Source organism: Pseudomonas sp. JE3303 (genome assembly GCF_056312565.1).
Window position 1 is genome coordinate 145228 of record NZ_JBWGIF010000008.1, and the last position, 21670, is coordinate 166897.

Annotated in this window: 18 protein-coding genes; 5 read left to right on the plus strand and 13 right to left on the minus strand. The window is 63.5% G+C overall.

Annotation, left to right across the window (positions count from 1 at the left end; genetic code table 11):
* Positions 1–167: 167 nt before the first annotated feature.
* The 8 genes from dacB to AC0ZZU_RS13265 all read right to left on the minus strand — a co-directional run bounded on the left by dacB (position 168) and on the right by AC0ZZU_RS13265 (position 9271).
* Positions 168–1631: a D-alanyl-D-alanine carboxypeptidase/D-alanyl-D-alanine endopeptidase gene (dacB, locus tag AC0ZZU_RS13230; protein ID WP_476341245.1), complete on the minus strand. Its 1464-nt coding sequence runs from the start codon at positions 1629–1631 to the stop codon at positions 168–170.
* Between the two features lie 202 nt (positions 1632–1833).
* Positions 1834–2178, minus strand: a complete 345-nt coding sequence (locus AC0ZZU_RS13235) for a YggL family protein (protein WP_158459057.1) — start codon at positions 2176–2178, stop codon at positions 1834–1836.
* 85 nt (positions 2179–2263) lie between these two features.
* On the minus strand, positions 2264–5887 hold the full coding sequence (locus tag AC0ZZU_RS13240) for a transporter substrate-binding domain-containing protein (protein WP_476341247.1): 3624 nt from the start codon (positions 5885–5887) through the stop codon (positions 2264–2266).
* Between the two features lie 8 nt (positions 5888–5895).
* Positions 5896–6519 (minus strand): response regulator, encoded by a 624-nt coding sequence (locus AC0ZZU_RS13245; RefSeq protein ID WP_476341249.1) that lies wholly within the window; start codon positions 6517–6519, stop codon positions 5896–5898.
* A 302-nt stretch (positions 6520–6821) separates the two neighbouring features.
* Positions 6822–8153 (minus strand): deoxyguanosinetriphosphate triphosphohydrolase, encoded by a 1332-nt coding sequence (locus tag AC0ZZU_RS13250; protein ID WP_476341251.1) that lies wholly within the window; start codon positions 8151–8153, stop codon positions 6822–6824.
* Positions 8154–8237: 84 nt separating this feature from the next.
* Positions 8238–8570, minus strand: coding sequence for a hypothetical protein (locus AC0ZZU_RS13255; RefSeq protein WP_476341252.1), 333 nt, complete (start codon positions 8568–8570; stop codon positions 8238–8240).
* Entirely contained in the window at positions 8567–8947 is a 381-nt protein-coding gene (locus AC0ZZU_RS13260) for a phage holin family protein (protein WP_476341254.1), read from the minus strand. Before AC0ZZU_RS13260 ends, AC0ZZU_RS13255 begins: the two co-directional genes overlap by 4 nt.
* A 9-nt stretch (positions 8948–8956) precedes the next feature.
* On the minus strand, positions 8957–9271 hold the full coding sequence (locus tag AC0ZZU_RS13265; RefSeq protein WP_476341255.1) for an ElaB/YgaM/YqjD family protein: 315 nt from the start codon (positions 9269–9271) through the stop codon (positions 8957–8959).
* Between the two features lie 297 nt (positions 9272–9568).
* Between AC0ZZU_RS13265 and AC0ZZU_RS13270 the strand changes: the two genes are divergently transcribed.
* From AC0ZZU_RS13270 to AC0ZZU_RS13285, 4 genes are all read left to right on the plus strand, one after another.
* Positions 9569–10777: an ammonium transporter gene (locus AC0ZZU_RS13270; RefSeq protein ID WP_476341257.1), complete on the plus strand. Its 1209-nt coding sequence runs from the start codon at positions 9569–9571 to the stop codon at positions 10775–10777.
* A gap of 82 nt (positions 10778–10859) precedes the next feature.
* Entirely contained in the window at positions 10860–11096 is a 237-nt protein-coding gene (locus AC0ZZU_RS13275) for a glutaredoxin family protein (RefSeq protein WP_476341259.1), read from the plus strand.
* An 81-nt stretch (positions 11097–11177) separates the two neighbouring features.
* Entirely contained in the window at positions 11178–11486 is a 309-nt protein-coding gene (locus AC0ZZU_RS13280) for a transcriptional regulator (protein ID WP_476341455.1), read from the plus strand.
* A gap of 50 nt (positions 11487–11536) precedes the next feature.
* Positions 11537–12421, plus strand: a complete 885-nt coding sequence (locus AC0ZZU_RS13285) for a pseudouridine synthase (protein WP_476341260.1) — start codon at positions 11537–11539, stop codon at positions 12419–12421.
* A 19-nt stretch (positions 12422–12440) separates the two neighbouring features.
* Here the strand turns inward: AC0ZZU_RS13285 and AC0ZZU_RS13290 are convergent, their stop codons facing one another.
* Entirely contained in the window at positions 12441–14006 is a 1566-nt protein-coding gene (locus AC0ZZU_RS13290; RefSeq protein WP_476341262.1) for a methyl-accepting chemotaxis protein, read from the minus strand.
* Positions 14007–14132: 126 nt separating this feature from the next.
* Complete coding sequence (acnA, locus tag AC0ZZU_RS13295; RefSeq protein ID WP_476341264.1) at positions 14133–16874, minus strand: aconitate hydratase AcnA; 2742 nt, start codon at positions 16872–16874, stop codon at positions 14133–14135.
* Positions 16875–17129: 255 nt separating this feature from the next.
* Here acnA and rlmM point away from each other — a divergent pair, with 255 nt between their 5' ends.
* On the plus strand, positions 17130–18188 hold the full coding sequence (rlmM, locus tag AC0ZZU_RS13300) for a 23S rRNA (cytidine(2498)-2'-O)-methyltransferase RlmM (protein ID WP_476341265.1): 1059 nt from the start codon (positions 17130–17132) through the stop codon (positions 18186–18188).
* Positions 18189–18231: 43 nt separating this feature from the next.
* Here the strand turns inward: rlmM and dsbG are convergent, their stop codons facing one another.
* Genes dsbG through dsbD form a run of 3 tightly spaced genes read right to left on the minus strand, consistent with a single transcriptional unit; the run spans position 18232 to position 21538 of the window.
* On the minus strand, positions 18232–18990 hold the full coding sequence (gene dsbG / locus AC0ZZU_RS13305; protein ID WP_476341266.1) for a thiol:disulfide interchange protein DsbG: 759 nt from the start codon (positions 18988–18990) through the stop codon (positions 18232–18234).
* Complete coding sequence (locus tag AC0ZZU_RS13310) at positions 18990–19820, minus strand: TlpA family protein disulfide reductase (protein WP_476341268.1); 831 nt, start codon at positions 19818–19820, stop codon at positions 18990–18992. The genes dsbG and AC0ZZU_RS13310 overlap by 1 nt, the downstream gene beginning before the upstream one ends.
* Complete coding sequence (gene dsbD / locus AC0ZZU_RS13315) at positions 19820–21538, minus strand: protein-disulfide reductase DsbD (RefSeq protein WP_476341269.1); 1719 nt, start codon at positions 21536–21538, stop codon at positions 19820–19822. Before dsbD ends, AC0ZZU_RS13310 begins: the two co-directional genes overlap by 1 nt.
* Between the last annotated feature and the right edge of the window lie 132 nt (positions 21539–21670).

Here is a 21670-nt window from a genome sequence, read left to right on the forward strand (position 1 = left end):
GTCTCGAATTGCTGTGTCGGGTTTGCGATTTTGGGGCCGCTTTGCGGCCCTTTCGCGACACGAGGCCGCTCCTCCAATGGGGGCGCTTTGCGGCCCTTTCGCGCGGTCCGGCGTCCCGGCACAATGGCCCGGCGTTGCGGCGCGACGCGGCCCCTGCGGACTCTACCTCAAGGAGTCGTGGAGGCCGTGCTGTTCACCAGCTTGGGCTGGCGGTACAGGTCCAGCAACACCTGGTCCAGCACCGCCGAGGCGCCCCAGGGCTTGGGGTCGTTGAGGATCGCTGCCACTGCCCATGTATGTCCATTGCTGTCGCGGCTGAACCCCGCGATGGCACGCACAGTGTTGAGCGTACCGGTCTTGATGTGCGCTTCACCGGTCATGGCGGTGCGCTTGAGCCGCTTGCGCATGGTCCCGTCCATACCGGCCAGCGGCATCGAGCTGATGAACTCCGCCGCGTAGGGGCTCTTCCAGGCCGCTTGGAGCAGAGCCGCCATCTCGCGGGTGCTGACCCGTTCGGCACGCGACAGGCCCGAGCCGTTTTCCATCACTAGGTGCGGCGAGGTGATGCCCTTCTTGGCCATCCACTGGCGTACCACACGTTGCGCCGCGCGGGCGTCATCGCCATCGGCATCGGTACGGAACTGCGCACCCAGGCTCAGGAACAGCTGCTGGGCCATGGTGTTGTTACTGTACTTGTTGATGTCGCGGATGATCTCGACCAGGTCTGGCGAGAATGCCCGGGCCAGCAAGCGCGCGCCCTTGGGCACATTCTCGACGCGGTCTGCGCCCTGGATAGTACCGCCCAGCTCTTTCCAGATCGCCCGTACCGCGCCTGCGGCGTAGCTCGAGTGGTCAAGCAGCGCGAGATAGGTCTGCGAGTTGCAGCCTTCGCCGAGCTGGCCGGTGACGGTCACGCTGACACCGCCGGGCTGGGTAACGGGGTTGTAGCGCACGTCGCCCGTGCACTTTGTCGATGCCACGGCCTTGACCTGATTGTCGATGCGGATGCTGGCGATTGGCGGCTCCACCGAGACCAGGACCTTGCCGCCATCATTGCGAGCCACGAAACGCAAGGCCTTGAGGTTGACCAGCAGGGAGTCGGGCTTGACCAGGAAGGGTTTGTTCACATCGCCGCCATCATCGTTGAAATGTGGCAGGTTGGGTTGCACGAAATGACTGCGGTCCAGCACCAGGTCGCCGGTGATGGTGCGCACGCCATTGGCCCGCAGGTCGCGCATCAGCAGCCAGAGCTTTTCCATGTTCAGCTTGGGGTCGCCACCGCCCTTGAGATACAGGTTGCCACTGAGCACCCCGTTGCTCAGCGGGCCGTCGGTGAAGAATTCGGTCTTCCACTGGTGAGTGGGACCGAGCAGTTCCAGCGCGGCGTAGGTGGTGACCAGCTTCATGGTCGAGGCCGGATTGACCGAGACATCGGCATTGAACACAGTCGCGGTGCCAGGTCCGTCAAGCGGCAGCATCACCAGCGACAATGCCGAATCCTGCAGCTTGTTGGTCTTGAGTGCCTGCTGCACCTTGGGCGACAGGGTGGTGTTGACGGGAGCGGCCTGGCTTGGCATGGCCAGCGGCAGGAGCAGACCGGCGAACAGCAGAGGGCGAAGCGATTTGATCATGTGTGCGAAAACCCTGCAGGCGAGGGGTGAAAAAACGGGGCGTGGAAAGATGACTGCCCCCTTGAAAAATATAGCGCGCATTATGCCCCAAGCGCGCCGCCTATGCGTCCCGTTCGACGCAAAGCTGGTCCAGGTCGATGAATTGGTGGCAAAAAAAAGCCATCCTCAAAGGGATGGCCTTTTCATCTATCGACAGCGGGTATCAGACAGCCGGGTTGATCGGCTTGTCCGGGTACCAGGCGTCCAGCAGCGGGCTGACTTCGACCTTGGTCAGTTCGCCACGGCCTTTGAGCCAGGCTTCGACAGCAGCGCGCTGCTCTTCGCTGACCGAGCCGCGATTGGCCAGGCAGACCAAGCCGAAGTCGTCGCCGCCAACGTAGTCAAGGCCGTTGGCGTCCATGGCTTCAGTCAGGAAAGCATCGAGGAATGCGTCGATTGCCTCGTCATCCAGATCTTCTTTGAAGTCCAGATTCAATTCGAAACCCAATTCCTGGAACTCGTCTACACACAGTTTTTTGCGCAGACGGCGGGAACGGTTAGTGGCCATGAAACAATCCTCTTAGGTAAATACGCGGCGGATTCTATCAGCTATGCCGCATCGCTGCCTGTTTCGCGCCATGTGGCATTGCGCCCTACCTGGGGTCCTCGCGGTTCAGTTGCCGGGCGAGGGCGTTTTCCGTACGCCGCATCTGCCGTGCCACGCGCTGACGGTACTGTCTGAGCAGGGCCGGTGGCAGCTCCTGGAGGCAAGCTGCCTGCAGTTCGCCGCATGCGTGCTCCAAGGGCGCAGACTCAACCATCCGTGCCACGCTGATGATCTTGTGCGCCTGATCTCTCAGTGCGTCCGCGTTGCTGTCCGGATCGATGGCCAGCAGCATCCGCAAGTCCTCTCCCAGGCTCTGGCGCAAGGCCGCCAGCAGTTCGCCGCGAGCGCTGTGGCTGTCGCCTACGATGACGCTCAGGCCTTGCAGATCGAAGGGTGCCGCAGGGCCGCTGGCGGAGGGGCTTCTGCAGGGTACGACCGCCAGACGTTCGCCCAGGGCCTGCAGGGCGATGGGCTTGAGCAGGCAGTCATCCATCCCGGCATCCAGGCAGCGCTGGCGCACTTCGGGCTGGGCATTGGCGGTATGAGCAAGGATCGTGCAGGGAGTGCGTCGTGAGCTGCGCTCCTCGGAGCGCACCGCGGCGGCCAGCTGGTAGCCACTCATGTGGGGCATGTTGCAGTCGATCATCAGCACGTCGTAACGACCTTGCCGCCAGGCGCGAAGTCCCTCCTCGCCACTGCCCGCGCTATGCTGGTACAGGCCCAGGTAGCTCAGTTGCTGGGCCATCAGCAGCAGGTTGGCCGGGTGATCATCGACCACAAGCACCCGCAGCCTTGGGTCGGGTTCCTGCTGCCGAGGCAGCAGCGGCGCAACGGCGCAAGACGGGTCTGCGTCCTGCAGCGGCATCAGCAACCGGACCCGGGTCCCCACCCCCTGGAGGCTGTCGAGTTTCAATTCCCCGCCCATCAGCTCGCACAGATTGCGGCTGATCACCAGGCCAAGCCCGGTGCCGCTTCGTCCGGTATCGCTATGCGGGTCTACCTGGGCGAACGGGCTGAACAGACAGGGTTGATCGTGTTCATGAATGCCGATGCCGCTGTCACAGACCTCCAGGTCCAGAATCGGGCCGGTTCCAGCATCGCGCACATCCAGATGGATGCGGACATAGCCTTGCTCCGTGAACTTGATGGCATTGCTGACCAGATTGGACAGCACCTGCTTGAAGCGCAGGGGATCGAGCAGGGCCTGGCGGCGTGATGAAGGTTCGATCAGCAGCTCCAGCAGCAAACCCTTCTGGCGCGCCAGGCCGTCGAAAACCCTGCCGACCGACTCCACCAGCTCATCCAGGGAGACCGGCTCGGGGGCCAGTGTCATGTGACCGGATTCGATGCGTGCGATGTCGAGAATATCGCCGATCAGGCCGAGCATGTCCTTGGCCGAGTGGTAGGCGACCTCGATGGCCGAGCGGTCGGCGAGTCCCTGTTCGGCCCGTTTGAGGGCCAGCTCCAGCATGCCGATGACGGCGTTCATCGGAGTGCGGATCTCGTGACTGATGGTTGCCAGGAAGGTGCTCTTTGCCCGGTTCGCATCGTCTGCCTGCTGTTTGGCCAGACTCAGGTCCTGGACCAGCTTGCGCCGGTCGCTGATGTCGATCCAGCCACCAATGATGCCCTGTATTTCGCCCAGTGAGTCGTAGTAGGGGAGTATCCAGTGGTAGATCGTCAGTTCGCGGCCGTGCAGCCGCAGGGGGCGGTCCTGAATCAGCGGTTTGCCGTGAGCCATCACCTTGCCGTAGTCAGCCTCGATCTGCCGGGTCACGTCGCCGTGAGTGAAAAGGCTGTCGTACAGGCGCTTGCCGATGATCTCTTCGCTCCGGGCCTTGACCGCCTCGAGGTAGCTGTCATTGCAGCTTTGCAGACAGCCATCGCGATCCCGTACATACATGGGATGAGGTGTTCCGTTGAGCAGGGCGCGCATGAACGCGAGCTGGTCATTGAGGGCCCGCTCGGCCGCCTGGCGTTGCTTGATCTGCCCCCGCAGCCGGGCATTCCAGACCAATGACAGCAGCAGCATCAGGCTGGTGCCGATGACCACCTGCAGGATCAGCTGCTGATAGGTCTGCCAATAGGCATCGTCATGGGAGCTGTAGCCGCGCCAGCGGCTGTTGATCACGCCCAGCTCCTCGGGGGAGATGCTCAGCAATGCCTTGTCGAGGATCGAGGCGAGTTCGAGCGCCTGTTTCGAGGTGGCCATTGAGAAGGTGGCAGGCTCGGCGCCCACGCTGTTGCGAATCGTCAATCCGGTGTTGCTGGCTACGACGAAGTTGGCGTTGATCAGCGCCATGACCGCGGCATCGACCTGACCGCTGGCAAGCAGAGTGGAGGAGTGGAACGCGCTTTCCGTCACTGATTGCTGGATGTGCGGGTAGTGCGTGGCCAGCAGTTCGGTCATGGGGCTGTCGCGAGTGACAGCGATGCTGCGTCCGGCCAGCTGCTCGAGCGAGGCTGGCTGTGCCTTTCCCGTGCGAGTGACCAGAACGTAGGAGTTTTCCAGATACGGGCGGCTGATGTTCAGCAGTGAACTACGTTCTCCGCCAGAGGAAATGGCCGCGATCACGTCGGCTCGCCCTTCGTGAACCTGCTTGAGCATGTCGCTTACCCCCGAGGCGGACTGGATCTCGAAACGCAGCCCGGTGCGCAGGCGGATCAGCTCCAGCAGGTCGGCGCTGATGCCCCTGAAGTTGCCATGGTTGTCGAAGAAGGTCAGCGGCGCCGCGCTCTCGTTGACGACCACCCGCATCGTCGGGTGGTTTTGCAGCCAGCGCTCCTCGCGCGGCGACAGGTGCAGCTTGCGGTCGGTGAGCAGGCTGGCGCTGCCGGCGCTCCAGCGTTTGAAGATGTCTTCGCGGGTGGCACTGGAGAGGCGGTCGAGCGTGGCATCCAGCAGGCCCAGCAGCACCTTGTTGTCACGCTGCACGGCAAAGCTGAAGCCCACGGGCTCATGCTTGCCAAAGTTGGCCATCTTTATGTTTGGGAGATGACCCTGGTTGATCAGGTAATGAGTGGAGATGGTATCGCCGATGAACACATCGGCCTCGTCGAAGGCCACGGCATTGAGCGCGTTCTGGTAGGACGGGTAGGACAGCAGGGTCGCCTTGGGGTACGCAGCGTGTACTTCATCAAGCGGCAGATAGTGGTACAGCATGCTCAACCGCATCCCCTCCAGCCCCATGTCCAAGGGGCGATTCTCGTCCTCGCGGGTGACCAGCACCGGCTGATCGATCGCATACGGGCGCGACAGCACGACCTGGTCATCGGCTGCTTCGAACCCGTTGGCGCTGCCCAGCAGGTCGATCCGACCCTGGATCAGCGCATCGACCGCTTCCTGGCGTGAGGCGAAGCGCTCGACCCTGATGGGCAGGCCCAGCGCGGCGCCGATCAGGCCGGCGTAGTCAGCGGTGAGGCCTTGGTAGTCGCGGTTTCCCGCGGTGATATCGAAGGGTGGATAGTCTGGCGCCGAGGTCCCCAGCAGCAGCGCCTGCTTGCCTGCAAGCCAGCGCCGCTGTTCCGTGGTCAGCGGGAGCGGGGAGGGGGCTTCACTGGAGCGGGCCAGCAAGGTATAGGTAGCCGCCTGGCCGGTTCCAGCGGCCGGCGCGCCCGCCGCGAACAGCCACAGGGAAAGCAGGCATCCGCGGGCGATGCGCCTGCGCATGGTCGGGATCACACCAATGCGTTGCGTTTGGCCATGTCGATCAGATCGACCAGAGACTCGGCCTGCAACTTTTGCATGAGTCGCTTCTTGTAGGTGCTGACGGTCTTGTTGCTGAGAAACATGCCCTTGGCGATTTCCTTGTTGCTGCGTCCTTGGGCGAAAAGTTGCAGCACCATCAGTTCGCGGTCATTGACCTTGCGGAACAGCTCCAGGTCATGGCTGCAGTTTCCATCCTGCCCCGGCTTGATCGCCTGGCTTGGGAAATAGTTGTAGCCCGACAGCACTGCCTTGATAGCACTCAGCAGCTCGCTCAGGTCTTCCTGTTTGCATACGTAGCCGGCGGCACCTGAGTGCATGCAGCGCACGGCGAACAGGGCTGGAGACTGGGCGGTGAGCACGAGTACTTTGAGCGGCATGGCCATTGCCTGGAAGCGTGAAAGTACCTCCAGCCCGTCCAGCTTGGGGATGCTGATGTCGAGAATGACCAGGTCAGGCCTGACTTCGCGAATCATCTGCATGGCATCGACGCCATTGTCCGACTCTCCTATGACCTTGTAGCTCTGGTTCTCGAGCAGCATGCGTACAGCCAGGCGAATGACAGGGTGATCGTCCACGATAAATACGGAATGCATAATCAACTTTCCAGGCGGCAGGTGTCAGAAACAGAGCCGCACCTTATCGCACTTGAAAGTCTGCTGGCACGAGGCGGAGAGGTGGTAAGTTCTATAAAAGAAAAGACTCACACAATAAAGGCCGTAGTATTACGCAATCTCCTATGCCTGAACTTTGTCAACCGTTGTTGAGTAACTGCTTATTGGTAATGTTTATACCAGTGTTTATCCCCATTACGCGTGCGTAGGAAGTTTCTCATTTGAATTGTGGAACCAACGCAGCCACGGCAGGAGAAGGAACTCCGCCGTGACAGCAGCGGATATCAGACAGGACTCGAACGGCCAGTCATTTCCCGGGCCATTTCGGTCGCGTAGCTGTCGGTCATGCCAGCGATGAAGTCGATCATTCGCAGGAACGCGCTGTACAGCGAGCCGCCTGGGTCAGGTGCGTTGTTGCCCAGCAGGTCGAGAATGCGACGGCTCTTGAACGATGGTACACGCCCGCCGTGCTGCTCCAGGGCGGCGCCGCAAAAGGCGTTGAGCAGGATCTCCAGCGTGGTGTACGCACCGATCTCGTGCAGGGTCTTGCGCTTGTCCTGGAAGATCTTGTTGCGCGCCATGTCCTTGGCCTGTAGCACGCAGCGCTTGGCGGGGCCATGCATGTGCTCGACAAGGTCGCCAGGCAGCGTGCCGGCGAGCAGCGCATCATGCTGCTCGACAAACGCCCTGGCCGCGGCATTGGTGAGGTGCTCGATGGCCTTGCCGCGCAGGATGGCCAGCTTGCGCCGCCGGGAATCATCCGGCCCTAGCTGGCGGTAGGTGTCAGGCAGGTCGTCGCCGACCAGGCTGAGCAGCAACGACTCCACCTCGGCATAGTGCAGGAGGTCCATTTCCAGGCCGTCTTCCAGGTCGATCAGGGCATAGCAGATGTCATCCGCCGCTTCCATCAGATAGACCAGGGGATGGCGCGCCCAGCGTTGTTCGTCTACCTGCGGCAGTCCCAGCTTGCCGGCGATCTGCTCCAGCAACGGCGCTTCGCTCTGGTAGCAGCCGAACTTGTGCTTCTTGTAGCCAAGCGCATCGGCGTGGCGTGAGCTCCAGGGATATTTGAGGTAGGTGCCCAGTGTGGCATAGGTCAGGCGCGTACCGCCGTCGAACTGGTGATACTCAAGTTGGGTCAATACCCGGAAACCCTGGGCATTGCCTTCGAAATTGAGAAAGTCAGCCCGTTCGTCATCGCTCATTGCATCCAGCCAGCCGCGGCCGGCCGCTTGCTGGAACCAGTGGCGGATGGCGTCCTCGCCCGAATGTCCGAACGGTGGATTGCCAATGTCATGGGCCAGGCACGCAGACTGCACCACCATGCCCAGGTCGCTGGGTTCGCACCACTGCGGCAGGCGGTCACGCAGGGTTTCGCCCACGCGCATGCCAAGGGAACGGCCGACACAGCTGACTTCCAGCGAGTGGGTCAGACGGGTATGGATGTGATCATTGCTGGAAACCGGATGGACCTGCGTCTTGCGTCCCAGACGGCGGAAGGCGCCGGAGAAGATGATGCGGTCATGGTCTTTGTGAAAGGGGCTGCGGCCAAGCTCTTCGGGACTGTACAGGGCTTTGCCGAGGCGTTCGCGGGTAAGCAGGGTATGCCAATCCAATGCTGGATCTCCCATGGGGTGGATCGTCATAGCTTCCCGTTTCGGCAGCGCCCGCGCAAGCGGCGGGCGCTGCCGTTTTCCGGGTCAACGGTGGCGGCCGCCACCTTGCATGAACACACGAATCAGCGGCGCCAGGCTGCTGCCCAGCTGCAACAGACGGGGGAGGTGGCCACCGCGAACGCCTTTGCCGGTGAGAAAGCCCAGCGCGACGACCGCGCCGATGCCCCACAGCGGAGCGTGCTTGACGCCAAGCCCGTCGTGCAGCGAGTTGCCCATCCCGCGCAGGCGGTTGATGGGGCTGAGCAACTGTGCGGACTCATTGCGGATTTCCTGGCGATGCATCTCCAGGCGCAGGCGGATCAGGGTCTTGCGCATTTCGCGGCGGTTGGCGCCGGTAGGCAGGTCGTGCAGGCTCATGGCAACAGGCGCTCCCGATCCTTGGCGATTTCATCGAGGGTGGCATTGAACGGCGAGGATTCGTCGAATACCGCTGCCTTGAGGCGCAACCCGCAATAGATGGCTGCCAATCCGTAGAACACGCACAGGCCGATGATCCCGGCCAGGCGATAGCTGTCCCACAGCATGACCAGCAGCAACCCGGAAAGCGCCGTGAGCAGCAGAAGGGCGAACACCAGGGCCAGGCCTGCAAACAGCAGCAGGCTCAACGTACGTGCCTTCTGCTCCTGCAGTTCGATTCCAAGCAGTTCGATATGGCCATGCAGCAGCCCAAGTACGGCGGCGCCCAAGCGCTTGCCGGTACTCGAGGTGCCAATGCCGAGGGCGTCATTGTCCATGGCTGATCCTCAACGCCGACCGGCGAGCAAGCCGACCAGCAGGCCCACGCCCGCAGCGATCCCTACGGCTTGCCAAGGGTTTTCCTTCACGTACTGTTCCGCGTCGATCAGGACAACTTCGCTTCGCTCGCGAACCGACTCCTTGGTCACCTGCAGGGTTTCACGAGCGCGCAGCAGGCTCTGGTTGAGCTGGCCACGCAACTCTTCGGCTTGATCACCCGCAAGGTTCGCCGTGTCGGCGAGCAGTTTTTCGGTGTCACGCACCAAGGCCTGGAAGTCAGCCGCCAATATCTCTTGAGCATTCTTTGCCGATTTGCTGGCCATATGTGTCTCCCTGTGAATGTATGTGGCTATTTCGAGTCTTGAGGTGTACGGAAGGTTCACTGCGGGGTGATGGTACAGCCTTTGCTACGGAGTGGGGCACGGCCGCACGCTGTAGCGCCATCAGGGTGCGCAGCATCGGCGAAGCCCAATAAACCTTGATGCGATCCACGACAGGCGCGGTCGAAACCGTACCTTTCTGCCTCTTGCTCTTCCTGGCAGGGTAGCGACTGTGCACCGATTCGGTGCCATGTGCGGAGTTCTGAACTGTCGTGGTGCTTTTTTGCAGGTCTGCCCTCAATGGAACATATGCACAGCGCAATGGATTCTCTGGTCCATGGCTCCAACACCTTGTTCATCCTGCTCGGCGCCATCCTGGTGCTTGCGATGCATGCCGGTTTCGCGTTTCTCGAAGTCGGCACCGTGCGCTACAAGAACCAGGTCAATGCCCTGTCGAAGATACTCAGTGACTTTGCGGTCTCGGCACTGGCGTACTTTTTCGTCGGGTACTGGGTCGCCTATGACGTCACGTTCTTCCACCCTGCCGGCGAGCTGGCGGCCGATCACGGCTATGCGCTGGTCAAGTGCTTCTTTCTCCTGACCTTTGCCGCCGCCATCCCTGCGATCATCTCCGGGGGGATCGCCGAGCGGGCGCGCTTCGTGCCCCAGCTGTGCGCCACGGCGCTGATCGTTGCCTTCATCTATCCGTTTTTCGAGGGGCTGGTGTGGAACGGCAACCTGGGCTTGCAAGCGTGGCTGCAGGTACGTTTTGGTGCAGGCTTCCACGACTTCGCAGGTTCGGTGGTGGTGCACGCCATGGGCGGTTGGCTGGCGCTCGCCGCGGTATTGCTGCTGGGGCCTCGTCGAGGCCGTTACCGGGAAGGGCGCCTGGTGGCGTTCGCGCCGTCCAGCATCCCGTTTCTGGCACTGGGCTCCTGGATACTGATCATCGGCTGGTTCGGCTTCAACGTCATGAGCGCCCAGACGCTTCAAGGCGTCAGCGGCCTGGTGGCGATCAATTCGCTGATGGCGATGGTCGGCGGTACCATGGCGGCCCTGATAGCCGGGCGCAATGACCCGGGGTTTCTGCACAACGGTCCGCTGGCCGGACTCGTCGCGATCTGTGCCGGCTCCGATGTGATGCATCCGGTCGGTGCGCTGGCGACCGGGCTGGCCGCAGGCGTGCTGTTCGTCTGGACGTTCACCGCGGCGCAGAATCGCTGGAAGCTCGATGACGTGCTGGGTGTCTGGCCGTTGCACGGGATGTGCGGGGTCTGGGGTGGGATCGCCTGTGGGATTTTCGGCCAGACCGCGTTGGGTGGGTCAGGTGGCGTCAGCCTGGCCAGCCAGTTGCTGGGCAGCGTCGCCGGAGTGTTGCTTGCACTGGCCGGGGGCTTCGCGGTGTATGGCCTGATCAAGCTGCTGCATGGCCTGCGCCTGAGCCAGGAGGAGGAGTTTCATGGCGCGGACCTGTCGATCCACCGCATCGGCGCCACCAGCCAGGACTGAGCCGGCACCCGACCGGCGTGCAACCCGCGCCGCCCGGACCTAGAATGAGTATCCATCCCCTGGCACTGCGGACACCATGCCCATGCTTCCTGAATGCCAACTGTTTGGTACCCTGGGGTGCCACCTGTGCGAAGTGGCGGAGGCACTGCTGATGCCGTTCGTCGAGCATGGCCTGCTGGTGGAGCTGGTCGACATCGCCGAACACGAGGCGATGTACGAGCGCTATTCGCTGACCATCCCGGTGCTGCGCCGCTGCGACACGGGGGGGGAGCTGAGCTGGCCGTTCGATGCGGAGCAGGTAGTGGCCTTCCTTCGCTGAAAGTCGTCACCCGGAGTTTGACGGCATGGGTGACGCGCCCTACACTGTATATCGATACAGTATGCGGGTGGAGCGGGAATGATGGTCAATGTCGAACAACTGAAGTACAGCGTCAATCGCATGTCTCCCGACCTGCTACGCGATGCGGTGCTCGAACTCCGTCTTGACGGCCTGGTCACCGAGGGCAAGACGCCATTTGGCAAGGTGCACTTCAATACCTGTTTCGCCGAGATCGAAGCGTCGTTCCAGCGCGCCGGCTACCATCGGCCACTCGACGTGGTGGGCTACGAGGGGCTTATCTACGCCCTGTACGATCCCAGCCGGTGGGAGGCTGTGCAAGTGCTGCGCTGGCTCAAGGAATACAGCGAAATGGCCGCCCACGCTGGTTGAACGGGCGTCCTTTGGAGGATAATGCCCGGCCCGATTCCACGAGCCTTGCCATGACTTCCCCTTTCGATCCGGCACGTCACCAGGCCAGCACCCTTTGCCTGCCGCCCGGCAACTGGGCGACGGTGCTTGATTGCCTGTGCGATCACTTCAAGGCCATCAGCCGCGAGCAGTGGCTGGACCGCATCGCCCGCGCACGTGTGCTCGATGCATCGGGGCAGGCCATCAGCATCGACCTGCCATACCGTCAGGGTCTGAGAATCCACTATTTCCGCGAAGTGCCGAACGAGAAGGCGATACCGGTAGAGGAGACGATCCTGTATGCCGATGAGCATCTGGTGGTGGCTGACAAGCCGCATTTTCTGCCCGTGACGCCGACAGGCGAGTATGTAGAGCAGACTCTTCTGCGCCGCCTGATCCGCCGTCTCGACAACCCGCACCTGGTGCCCTTGCACCGGATCGATCGGCATACCGCAGGGTTGGTGCTGTTTTCAGCCGACCCCCAAAGTCGCTCCGCCTATCAGTCGCTGTTTCCCAACCGCCAGATCGACAAGCGCTACCAGGCGATTGCCGGTGCCTTGCCAGCGCTTGAGTTTCCTCTGGTGCACAAGAGCAGGCTGGTCCACGGCGAGCCCTTCTTCCGCATGCAGGAAGTGCCTGGCATCGCCAACAGCGAGACCGTGGCCGAGGTGCTCGAGCGCAACGGCGAGTGGTGGCGCTATGGTCTGTCGCCGGTGACGGGCAAGACCCATCAATTGCGCGTCCACATGAGCGCCCTGGGTGCCGGGATCTGCAACGACCCGTTCTACCCCGAGCTGCGCAAGGTCGAAGATGACTACTCCAGGCCGCTCAAGCTGCTGGCGAAGAGCCTCAGGTTCAAGGATCCGCTGACCGGCGATGAGCGCTGCTTCGAGAGCAGGTTGAGCCTGGAGTGGTAGGTGGAAGGTAGCCGCGTGGCTACCGGTTGAACCGCTCCACCAGCGAATACTGGCTGGTCGCTGTACGCGTCAGTTCTTCACTGAGCTGCGCCGAATGCTGGGCCTGCTCGGACGTATGATCGGCCAGCTCGGCAATGGTCGTGATATTGCGGCTGATCTCATCCGCCACGGCCGTCTGTTCCTCGGTGGCAGCGGCGATCTGGGTCGTCATGTCGGTGATATTGGCAACCGCATCGCTGATCCCGGCCAGTGCCTGGTCCGCTTCCATTACCCGCGCCACGCCTTCCTCGGCTTGGCGATGCCCGGCTTCCATGGTCTGCACGGCGTTGCTGGCGGTCTGCTGCAGTTTGGCGATCAGGCCATGGATCTGACCAGTGGACTCAGCCGTGCGCTGGGCCAGCTGACGGACTTCATCGGCGACCACGGCAAAGCCGCGTCCCATTTCGCCAGCACGCGCGGCCTCGATGGCGGCGTTCAGAGCCAGCAGGTTTGTCTGGTCAGCGATGCCTTTGATCACATCGACCACCCCGCCGATTTCATCACTGTCACGGGCCAGCTGGGTCACGGTCTGACCCGTTTCGCCCACGGCCGCTGACAGGCGCTGTATGGCCGCGCGGGTTTCACCGGCGATTTCACGGCCCTGGCTGGTCAACCGATTGGCCTGCTGCGTGGCATCGGCGGTGCGCTGTACATGGCTGGCCACCTCCTGGGTGGTGGCGGCCATCTGGTTGACCGCTGCGGCGACCTGCTCGGTTTCGACCCGCTGGCGCTCAAGGCCCGTCGAGCTGTTGTGGGCAAGGGTATCGGACTGGCGAGCCTGCGCGTTGAGGTGCTCGGCGCTGTCCTGCAAGCGAGTCAGGCAGGTCTTCATGCGTGCGTCCTGGCTGAGCATGGCCATTTCCAGGCGAGCCTGCACGCCCCGGCTGTCGGTATACATCTGCGCGATAAGCGGGTCGGAGGTAGTCTGGTCGGCCAGGCGCAGCAGGCGCTTGAGACCGCGCTGCTGCCAGCCAAGGCCCAGCAGGCCGAGCGGTACGGACAGCGCCGCGGCCAAGGCAAAGCCCCAGGAATGGCCAATCCAGTTGCCGATCACGAAACCGATCTGGCTGACCAGGATGAACGGCAGCCAGTCCTGCAGTACCGGCAGCCACCGATCACGGCGCGGCACCGCAGGCTTGCCCTGGTTCAAACGCTGGTACAGCGCTTCGGCGCGGCGGATCTGTTCGGCGGTGGGTTTGATCCGCACCGATTCAAAGCCTGCGACCTGGTTGTTTTCGAACACAGGCGTGACGTACGCGTTTACCCAGTAGTGATCGCCCGACTTGCAGCGGTTCTTGACCACGCCCATCCAGGGCTGGCCCTGTTTCAAGGTGCTCCACATATGCTCGAACACCGCGGACGGTACATCCGGGTGACGCACCAGGTTATGCGGCGCATGGATCAGCTCATCCCGCGTGAAGCCGCTGATATCGACAAAGTCATCGTTGCAATAGGTGATCACACCCTTGGAGTTGGTGGTGGAAATCAACCGCTGTTGGGCAGGGAAAGTCCGTTCGCGCTGAGTAATCGGTTGGTTGTTACGCATCTGTAGTTCAATCCGCAGGTCTTTCCAGAGGTATCGGCACAACCTTGTTTTTATTGAGGGAATATTTGTGCGGACTACTGGGCAGGGGCGGCATCAAGCCGCCCCTGCAGCGGGAGGGCGGGAGGGTCAGGCAGCTATCAACTGCCGCAGTACATAATGCAGGATCCCACCGGCCTTGAAGTACTCGACTTCATTGAGCGTATCGATGCGGCAGAGCACCTCTATCTGCTCCTGCTGGCCATCTTCGCGAGTGATACGCAGGGGCAGGCTCATCCCGGGCCGGATGTGCGCATCGCTCAGGCCGAGTATGTCGACGCGCTCCTTGCCGGTCAGGGCCAGGCTCTTGCGGTTCTGTCCGGACGTGAACTGCAGGGGCAGGACCCCCATGCCGACCAGGTTGGAGCGGTGGATGCGCTCGAAGCTCTCGGCGAGAACCGCCTTGACCCCCAGCAGGTTGGTGCCCTTGGCGGCCCAGTCGCGGCTGGAACCGGTGCCGTATTCCTGGCCGGCGATCACCACCAATGGCGTGCCTTCTGCCTGGTAGCGCATGGCGGCATCATAGATTGCCAGTTTTTCGCCGCTGGGCACGTGCACGGTATTGCCGCCCTCTTCGCCGCCAAGCATCTCGTTGCGAATGCGGATGTTGGCGAACGTGCCGCGCATCATTACTTCATGGTTGCCCCGGCGCGAGCCATAGGAGTTGAAGTCGCGGGGCTCGACGCCCTTGTCGCGCAGGTAGCGGCCCGCCGGGCTGTCGGCCTTGATGTTGCCTGCCGGGGAAATGTGGTCGGTGGTCACGGAATCACCAAGCAGCGCCAGGATATGCGCCTGGTCGACGTCGCCGATACTCGGCGGTGGGCCTCCAATGGCGTCAAAGAAGGGCGGATGCTGGATGTAGGTGGAATCGTCCTGCCAGACATAGGTCGCGGCTTGCGGCACTTCGATCGCTTGCCATTGCTCATCACCGGCGAAGACCTCGGCGTATTCCTTGTGAAACATCGTCGTGTCGACGCGCGCCACGGCGTCGGCGATTTCCTGCTGGCTTGGCCAGATGTCACGCAGGTAGACCGGCTCGCCATCGGTGCCCGTGCCCAGGGGCTCGCTGGAGAGGTCGATGCGCACGCTGCCGGCCAGGGCATAGGCCACTACCAGGGGCGGCGATGCCAGCCAGTTGGTTTTCACCAGCGGGTGTACCCGGCCTTCGAAATTGCGGTTGCCCGAGAGCACCGAGGCCACGGTGAGGTCGGCGCTGCTGATGGCCTTCTCGATGGCGTCGTCCAGCGGCCCCGAGTTGCCAATGCAGGTGGTGCAGCCATAGCCGACCAGGTCGAAGCCCAGTTGGTCCAGATAGGGGGTGAGACCGGCGGCCGCATAGTAGTCGGTCACCACCTTGGAGCCAGGAGCCAGCGAACTCTTGACCCATGGCTTGCGCTGCAGCCCTTTTTCCACGGCCTTCTTCGCTACCAGGCCTGCCGCCATCATCACGCTCGGGTTGGAGGTGTTGGTGCAGGAGGTGATCGCGGCAATGACCACGGCGCCGTCGTGCAGCGAGTGATGCTTGCCGCCATGCTCGAAGCTGACTTCTCCGGCCTGGTCGGCATTGCCGACTGCCACGCCGCCACCGCCCTCGCTTTCCAGGCGGCCGACTTCCTTGCTCTGCGGCTTGGGCTGGAGGCCCATGAAACCGTCGAAGGCCTTCCCCACATCGGGCAGCGCGACCCTGTCCTGGGGCCGCTTCGGCCCCGCCAGGCTGGCGACCACTTCGCCCATGTCCAGGCCCAGCGAATCGCTGAACACCGGTTCCTGGCCGGGCAGGCGCCACAGACCCTGCTCCTTGCAATAGGCCTCGACCAATTGCACCGTTTCATCCGGGCGCCCCGAAAGGCGCAGGTACTCCAGGGTCACCTCGTCGACCGGGAAGAACCCGCAGGTCGCGCCGTATTCCGGTGCCATGTTGGCGAGGGTAGCGCGGTCCGCGAGCGGCAATTGGGCCAGGCCATCGCCGTAGAACTCGACGAACTTGCCGACCACACCCTTCTTGCGCAGCATCTGCGTCACTGTCAGCACCAGGTCGGTGGCGGTGATGCCTTCGCGCAGCTTGCCGGTCAGCTTGAAGCCGATCACTTCGGGGATGAGCATCGACACCGGCTGGCCAAGCATGGCCGCTTCCGCCTCGATGCCGCCTACTCCCCAGCCCAGCACGCCGAGCCCGTTGATCATGGTGGTGTGAGAGTCGGTGCCCACCAGCGTGTCGGGGAAGGCATAGGTGCGGCCATCCTCCTCACGTGTCCACACGGTGCGGCCCAGATATTCCAGGTTGACCTGATGGCAGATGCCGGTGCCCGGCGGCACCACGCGGAAATTGTCGAAGGCGCTCTGGCCCCAGCGCAGGAAGGCGTAGCGCTCGCCGTTACGTTGCATCTCGATGTCAACGTTGGCGGCGAATGCCTGCTGGCTGGCATAGCGGTCGACCATCACCGAGTGGTCGATCACCAGGTCGACCGGCGACAGCGGATTGATGCGCTGCGGGTCGCCACCGGCCTTGGCCATGGCCGCGCGCATCGCCGCCAGGTCGACTACCGCCGGGACGCCGGTGAAGTCCTGCATCAACACCCGGGCGGGGCGGTACTGGATCTCACGATCGGAGCGGCGCGCCTTGAGCCATTCGGCGAGCGCGCGCAGGTCGTCGCCGGTGACGGTCTTGCCATCCTCCCAGCGCAACAGGTTTTCCAGCAGGACCTTGAGCGACATGGGCAGCTTCTGCAGGTCGCCGAGCTGACGGGCAGCCTCTGCCAGGCTGAAGTAATGATACGGCCGGCCAGCGATGGTCAGGGTCTTGAGGGTGTTCAGGCTATCGAGCGAGGGCATTGCCAACTCCTTCTGCGCCGGTGGCCGACAATTTTCTGGGTGTTGCCGGTATCACCGCCTCTGTGGAGGTCCGCACGGCACGGACCTGGCTGAAATGGTCAGGTTAGACCGGCTTTGCCGGCCCCAACCCAATACTGGACCGGCGGGGCGTGTCGCAGGTTCCGATCTTCCTTTATCATCTGCCGCTTTGCCGGTGCATGCCTGTGCACCGGGTCAAGGTTGGCGGAATCCGCGCCAACCGTCGTGGAGTGAGAAATGAATACCCTGTTCATGCATTGTCGGCCCGGCTTCGAGGGCGAAGTCTGCGCCGAGATCAGCGAGCACGCTGCTCGCCTGGGCGTTGCCGGTTACGCCAAGGGCAAGCCGCACAGCGCCTGCGCCGAATTCGTCTGCAACGAGGCCGCTGGCGCCGAACGGCTGATGCGTGAACTGCGCTTCTCCCAGTTGATCTTCCCGCGCCAGTGGGCCCGTGGCAGCTTCATCGAACTGCCTGAAACCGACCGTATCAGCGTACTGCTCGCTCATCTCGCCGATCTGCCGGTGTGCTCGAGCCTGTGGCTGGAAGTGGTCGACACAAACGACGGCAAGGAGCTATCGACCTTCTGCCGCAAGTTCGAAGTGCCGCTGCGCAAGGCGCTCGAGAAGGCCCGCCGGCTGGTCGACGGCGGCCCGGGCCCACGCCTGCTGCTGACCTTCATCAGCGGTCGCCGGGTCTTCGTCGGCGTTGCAGAAGCAGGCAACTCAGCACTGTGGCCCATGGGTATCCCCCGGCTCAAGTTCCCCCGCGAAGCCCCCAGCCGCTCGACGCTCAAGCTGGAGGAGGCCTGGCATCAGTTTATCCCGCGTGACCAGTGGGAAGATCGTCTGTCCGGCGACATGACCGGCGTCGACCTCGGCGCGGCTCCCGGTGGCTGGACCTATCAGCTGGTGCGCCGCGGCATGTTGGTGACCGCGATCGATAATGGGCCGATGGCCGAGAGCCTGATGGACACCGGCCTGGTCCAGCACCTGATGGCGGACGGGTTTACCTGGCGCCCGCGGCAGACGGTGGACTGGATGGTCTGCGATATCGTCGAGAAGCCGGCGCGCAGCGCGGCGTTGCTCGAAACCTGGCTGGGGGAGGGCTTGTGCCGTGAGGCGGTGGTCAACCTCAAGCTGCCGATGAAGCAGCGCTATGCGGAGGTCCGGCGGTTGCTGGACCGTATCGAGGAAGGATTCAAGGCGCGCAAGGTCAAGGTTTCGATTGCTTGCAAGCAGCTGTATCACGACCGCGAAGAGGTCACGTGCCACCTGCGGCGGCTGGATCTGAAATAGCGGCTGCACTGGAGCCACCGTGGCAGGCGGCGGCTCCAGAGTTCTACTGTTTCCCCATGATCTTCCCGAGTATCTCTGGCCGGGGCGCGCCTTGCTGGCTTTGCAGCCGACCATTCTCGTCCTGATAGAAAATCGCCGGGGTCGCTGCCAACCCTAGCTGTTCCATCAGCGCAAGGTTGCCGTCGAGCCGGGCCTGGACTGCTTCGGGTATCTGCTTGAGTGCCGTCAGCGTGCTGGCCTTGCCTGCCTGCTCATGGGCATGAAGTGCTTGGGCCGGGTCCTTGCTCGCCAGCAGGGCTGCCGACTTGCCAGGGCTGTCCTCGCGGATTATCCCCACCATGATGTGCCGCAACTGCACCTTGCCCGAGTCGACCCAAGGACGTGCCTGCTGCCAGAACAGATTGCAGTAGGGGCAGTTGGGGTCGCTGAACACGTAGATCGTGCGCGGCGCATCGGCCTTGCCGTCGGCGATCCAGGCAGAGGTCTGCATCCTGGCCCAGACCGCCTTGCTCATCGGCGCATACACCAGTTTGTCCAGGGGGGCAGCGCTGAGGTCCTGGCCCTGTTCGTCCATCAGGCTGCCGACCAGCACATGCTTGCCATCGGGGGTCAGGTACAGGGCGACACCGTTGTTCTGATACTCGGCGGCGTAGCCGCGCAGGCCGTCGGGAGCATCGAAGCTGCCCTTGATCACGGCGCCCTTGGCTTGCAGCTGCTGGATCGCCCTGGGTAGCTCTTCGGCGTGGAGGATGGGGGCGGCCAGCAATGTGAACGCCAGGGGCAGCAGGGGAGTGAAGCGCATCATTGCTTTCCTTGTGCGGAGGGCGTGGGGCGTTCCAGAGGTTCCAGCGCATGCTGGAGACTCGCGCGCGACAGCTCGCCCATGTGGCTGCCGACCAGATGGCCTTCAGCGTTGTAGAAGAGTGTGGTGGGCAGGGCCATGGAGCCGACGTGCCGGGCCAGCTGGCCGCTGCCGTCGAAAAGTACGTGGACCAGGTTCAGCCCGGTGGTGTTGAGAAAGGTGGCCACCGTCTGGGGCGTTTCACCCTGGTTGACGAACAGGAAGGTCACGTCCGGATGCTCGTGCTGGGCCTGCTGCAGCACCGGCATCTCCCGCCGGCAGGGCGGGCACCAGGTGGCCCAGATGTTCACCACAAGCGGGCGTCCCCGGTATTGCGCCAGGGCAACCGGCCGGTCGCTGGCATTGCGCAGGGTCAGGTCCGGCAATTGCGTGCCTTGGCTGTAGAGATGGCTGGCCAGGCTGCCGAGGATCCAGAACAGTGCGCCACTGAACAGTCCCCAGCCCAGCGGACGCCGCAGGCCGGCATGCCGGCACCCGTACCAGAGGGCGCCACACATTACCGCCAGTACGCCGGGCCAGAGCAGAAAGCCACCGTCGCGCAGGTCGATCACCTGGGCCAGGTCGTCCCGGTACATCGGCCAGTAGTTCGCCACAAACCCCACGCGCGCGCTGAGCAGGCCCACCACGAACAGGTTGAACAACGCCGATTCCGGATTCTGTCCGCTGCGGCGTCCGACCCACCAGCCGACCACGCTGGCGATCAGGAGCGCGCACAGCAACAGCAGGTGGTTGAGGGCCATGGTCAATGGCCCGAGGGTCAGGGTCAGCATCAGCCTTGGCTCCGTGTCTGGGTCCACTGTTGGATGAAGCTTGCGGCGTCGGTCTCGCCGGTGATGCGCCTGGACCGGCGCTCATCGCCCTCCGGCCCGATCCATATCAGGCTTGGCGGGCCAGGGACCTCATAGCGCTGCAGCAGCGCGCGGCTTGCCGCTGTATCGGCGGTGACATCCAGGCGCAGCAGGTGTACCCCGGCCAGGCCTGCCTGCACGTCATCCCGGGCGAACACCTGCTTTTCCATGACCTTGCACGACACGCACCAGTCGGCATAGTAGTCCAGCAGCACCCATTGGCCACGGGCCTTGGCAGCGTCGAGCTCACGCTGCAGTGCCTCAGGCTGGCTGACCGTGATGAAGGCGTCGTGTGCCTGGATGGGCTGTGCCGGGGCGGGGCCTGCGGTAAACGGCTGCAACGGCTGCCAGGGATCGCTGCCGCCTGCGGCAGCGCCGACCAGCAACAGGCCTCCCCATAGCGCACCCAGCAGCGGCACCGCGCGCAAGGGCTGCAGGCGTTGCAGCGCGGGCCATGCAGCCCATGCCAGGGCGATCAGCCACGCACCCGCCAGGCCCAGGAACAGTGAAGGCGCCAGCGTGCTGCGCAGCGTATACAGCGCCATGCCGAGGAACACGAATCCGAACAGCCCCTTGACCCGATCCATCCAGGCACCCGGGCGGGGAAGGTAGCGGTTGCCCAGGGTCACCAGCAACAGCAGCGGGACGCCCATCCCGAGGCCAAGGCTGAACAGCACCAGCGCGCCTTGCAACACATCACCGCTCTGCGCGATGAACAGCAGCGCGCCGGCCAGGGGCGCGGTCATGCAGGGGCCCATGAGCAGCCCGGACAATGCACCAAGCAGCCCGGCGCCGTAGAGGCTGCCGCCCTGTGTGCCTTGGCCCGCGCGGTTCAGGCGGTCTCGCAGTGCCATCGGCAATTGCAGCTCGAAGGCGCCAAACATCGGCAGGGCCAGGAGCACGAACAGCGCCGCCAGACTGCCTAGCAGCCAGGGTTGCTGCAGCCATGCCTGCAGGCTTGCGCCGAGCAGCGCGGCGACCACCCCCAGGGAGGCATATACCAGCGCCATGCTCAGCACATACACCCCGGCCAGCAGCCAGCCGCGCCGGGCACTGGCGCCATTGCCCAGGACCAACCCGGCGAGGATCGGCAGCATCGGCAGCGAGCACGGCGTGAACGCCAGCAGCAGGCCCAGGCCGAAGAATGCCAGCAGGCTCCAGGCGAGGCTCGCGTCGCGCAGGCCGCTCGCCAGGGTCTGGTCGCTGGCGAGCTCGGCCGCGGCCCCTGCAGTCGGACTCGCGCCCAACTCGATCAGGGTCGTCTGCGGCGGATAGCACAGGCCGGCATCGGCGCAGCCTTGCCAGCCTAGGCGCAACTGCCCGCTGGCGCTGCCAGGCACCACCAGCTCCAGCTCGCCGCGGTAGACCGGGCTGTCGCCGAAGAACTCGTCATGGTGATTGAGCGCCTCGGGCAGGATCGGCTGCTGGGCGGCGGCGAGGCCGTCGAACTTCAGGCGCTTCTGATAGAGGTAGTAGCCCTCCTTGATCGTGAAATGCACGCGCACTTCGCCCGAGGACAGGCGCTCATGGGACAGCACGAACGCCTTGTCCACGGGCAGGAAGTCTGGCTGCGTGAAAAAAGGGTTGGCCTGAAGAGGCCCGGCGAGCAGAAGCATCAGTGAAAGAAAAAGAACGCGCATGTCGACGCCTTGGCAGTGCAGTTGAGCCGTTCATGCTGATGCGCATCGATTAACCGAGGGTTAACCCACGCCGGCGCGATGGTCGCCGGGCCCGCGACGGCGAGGGCGTAGCGGGGCATAATCCTGTCTTAA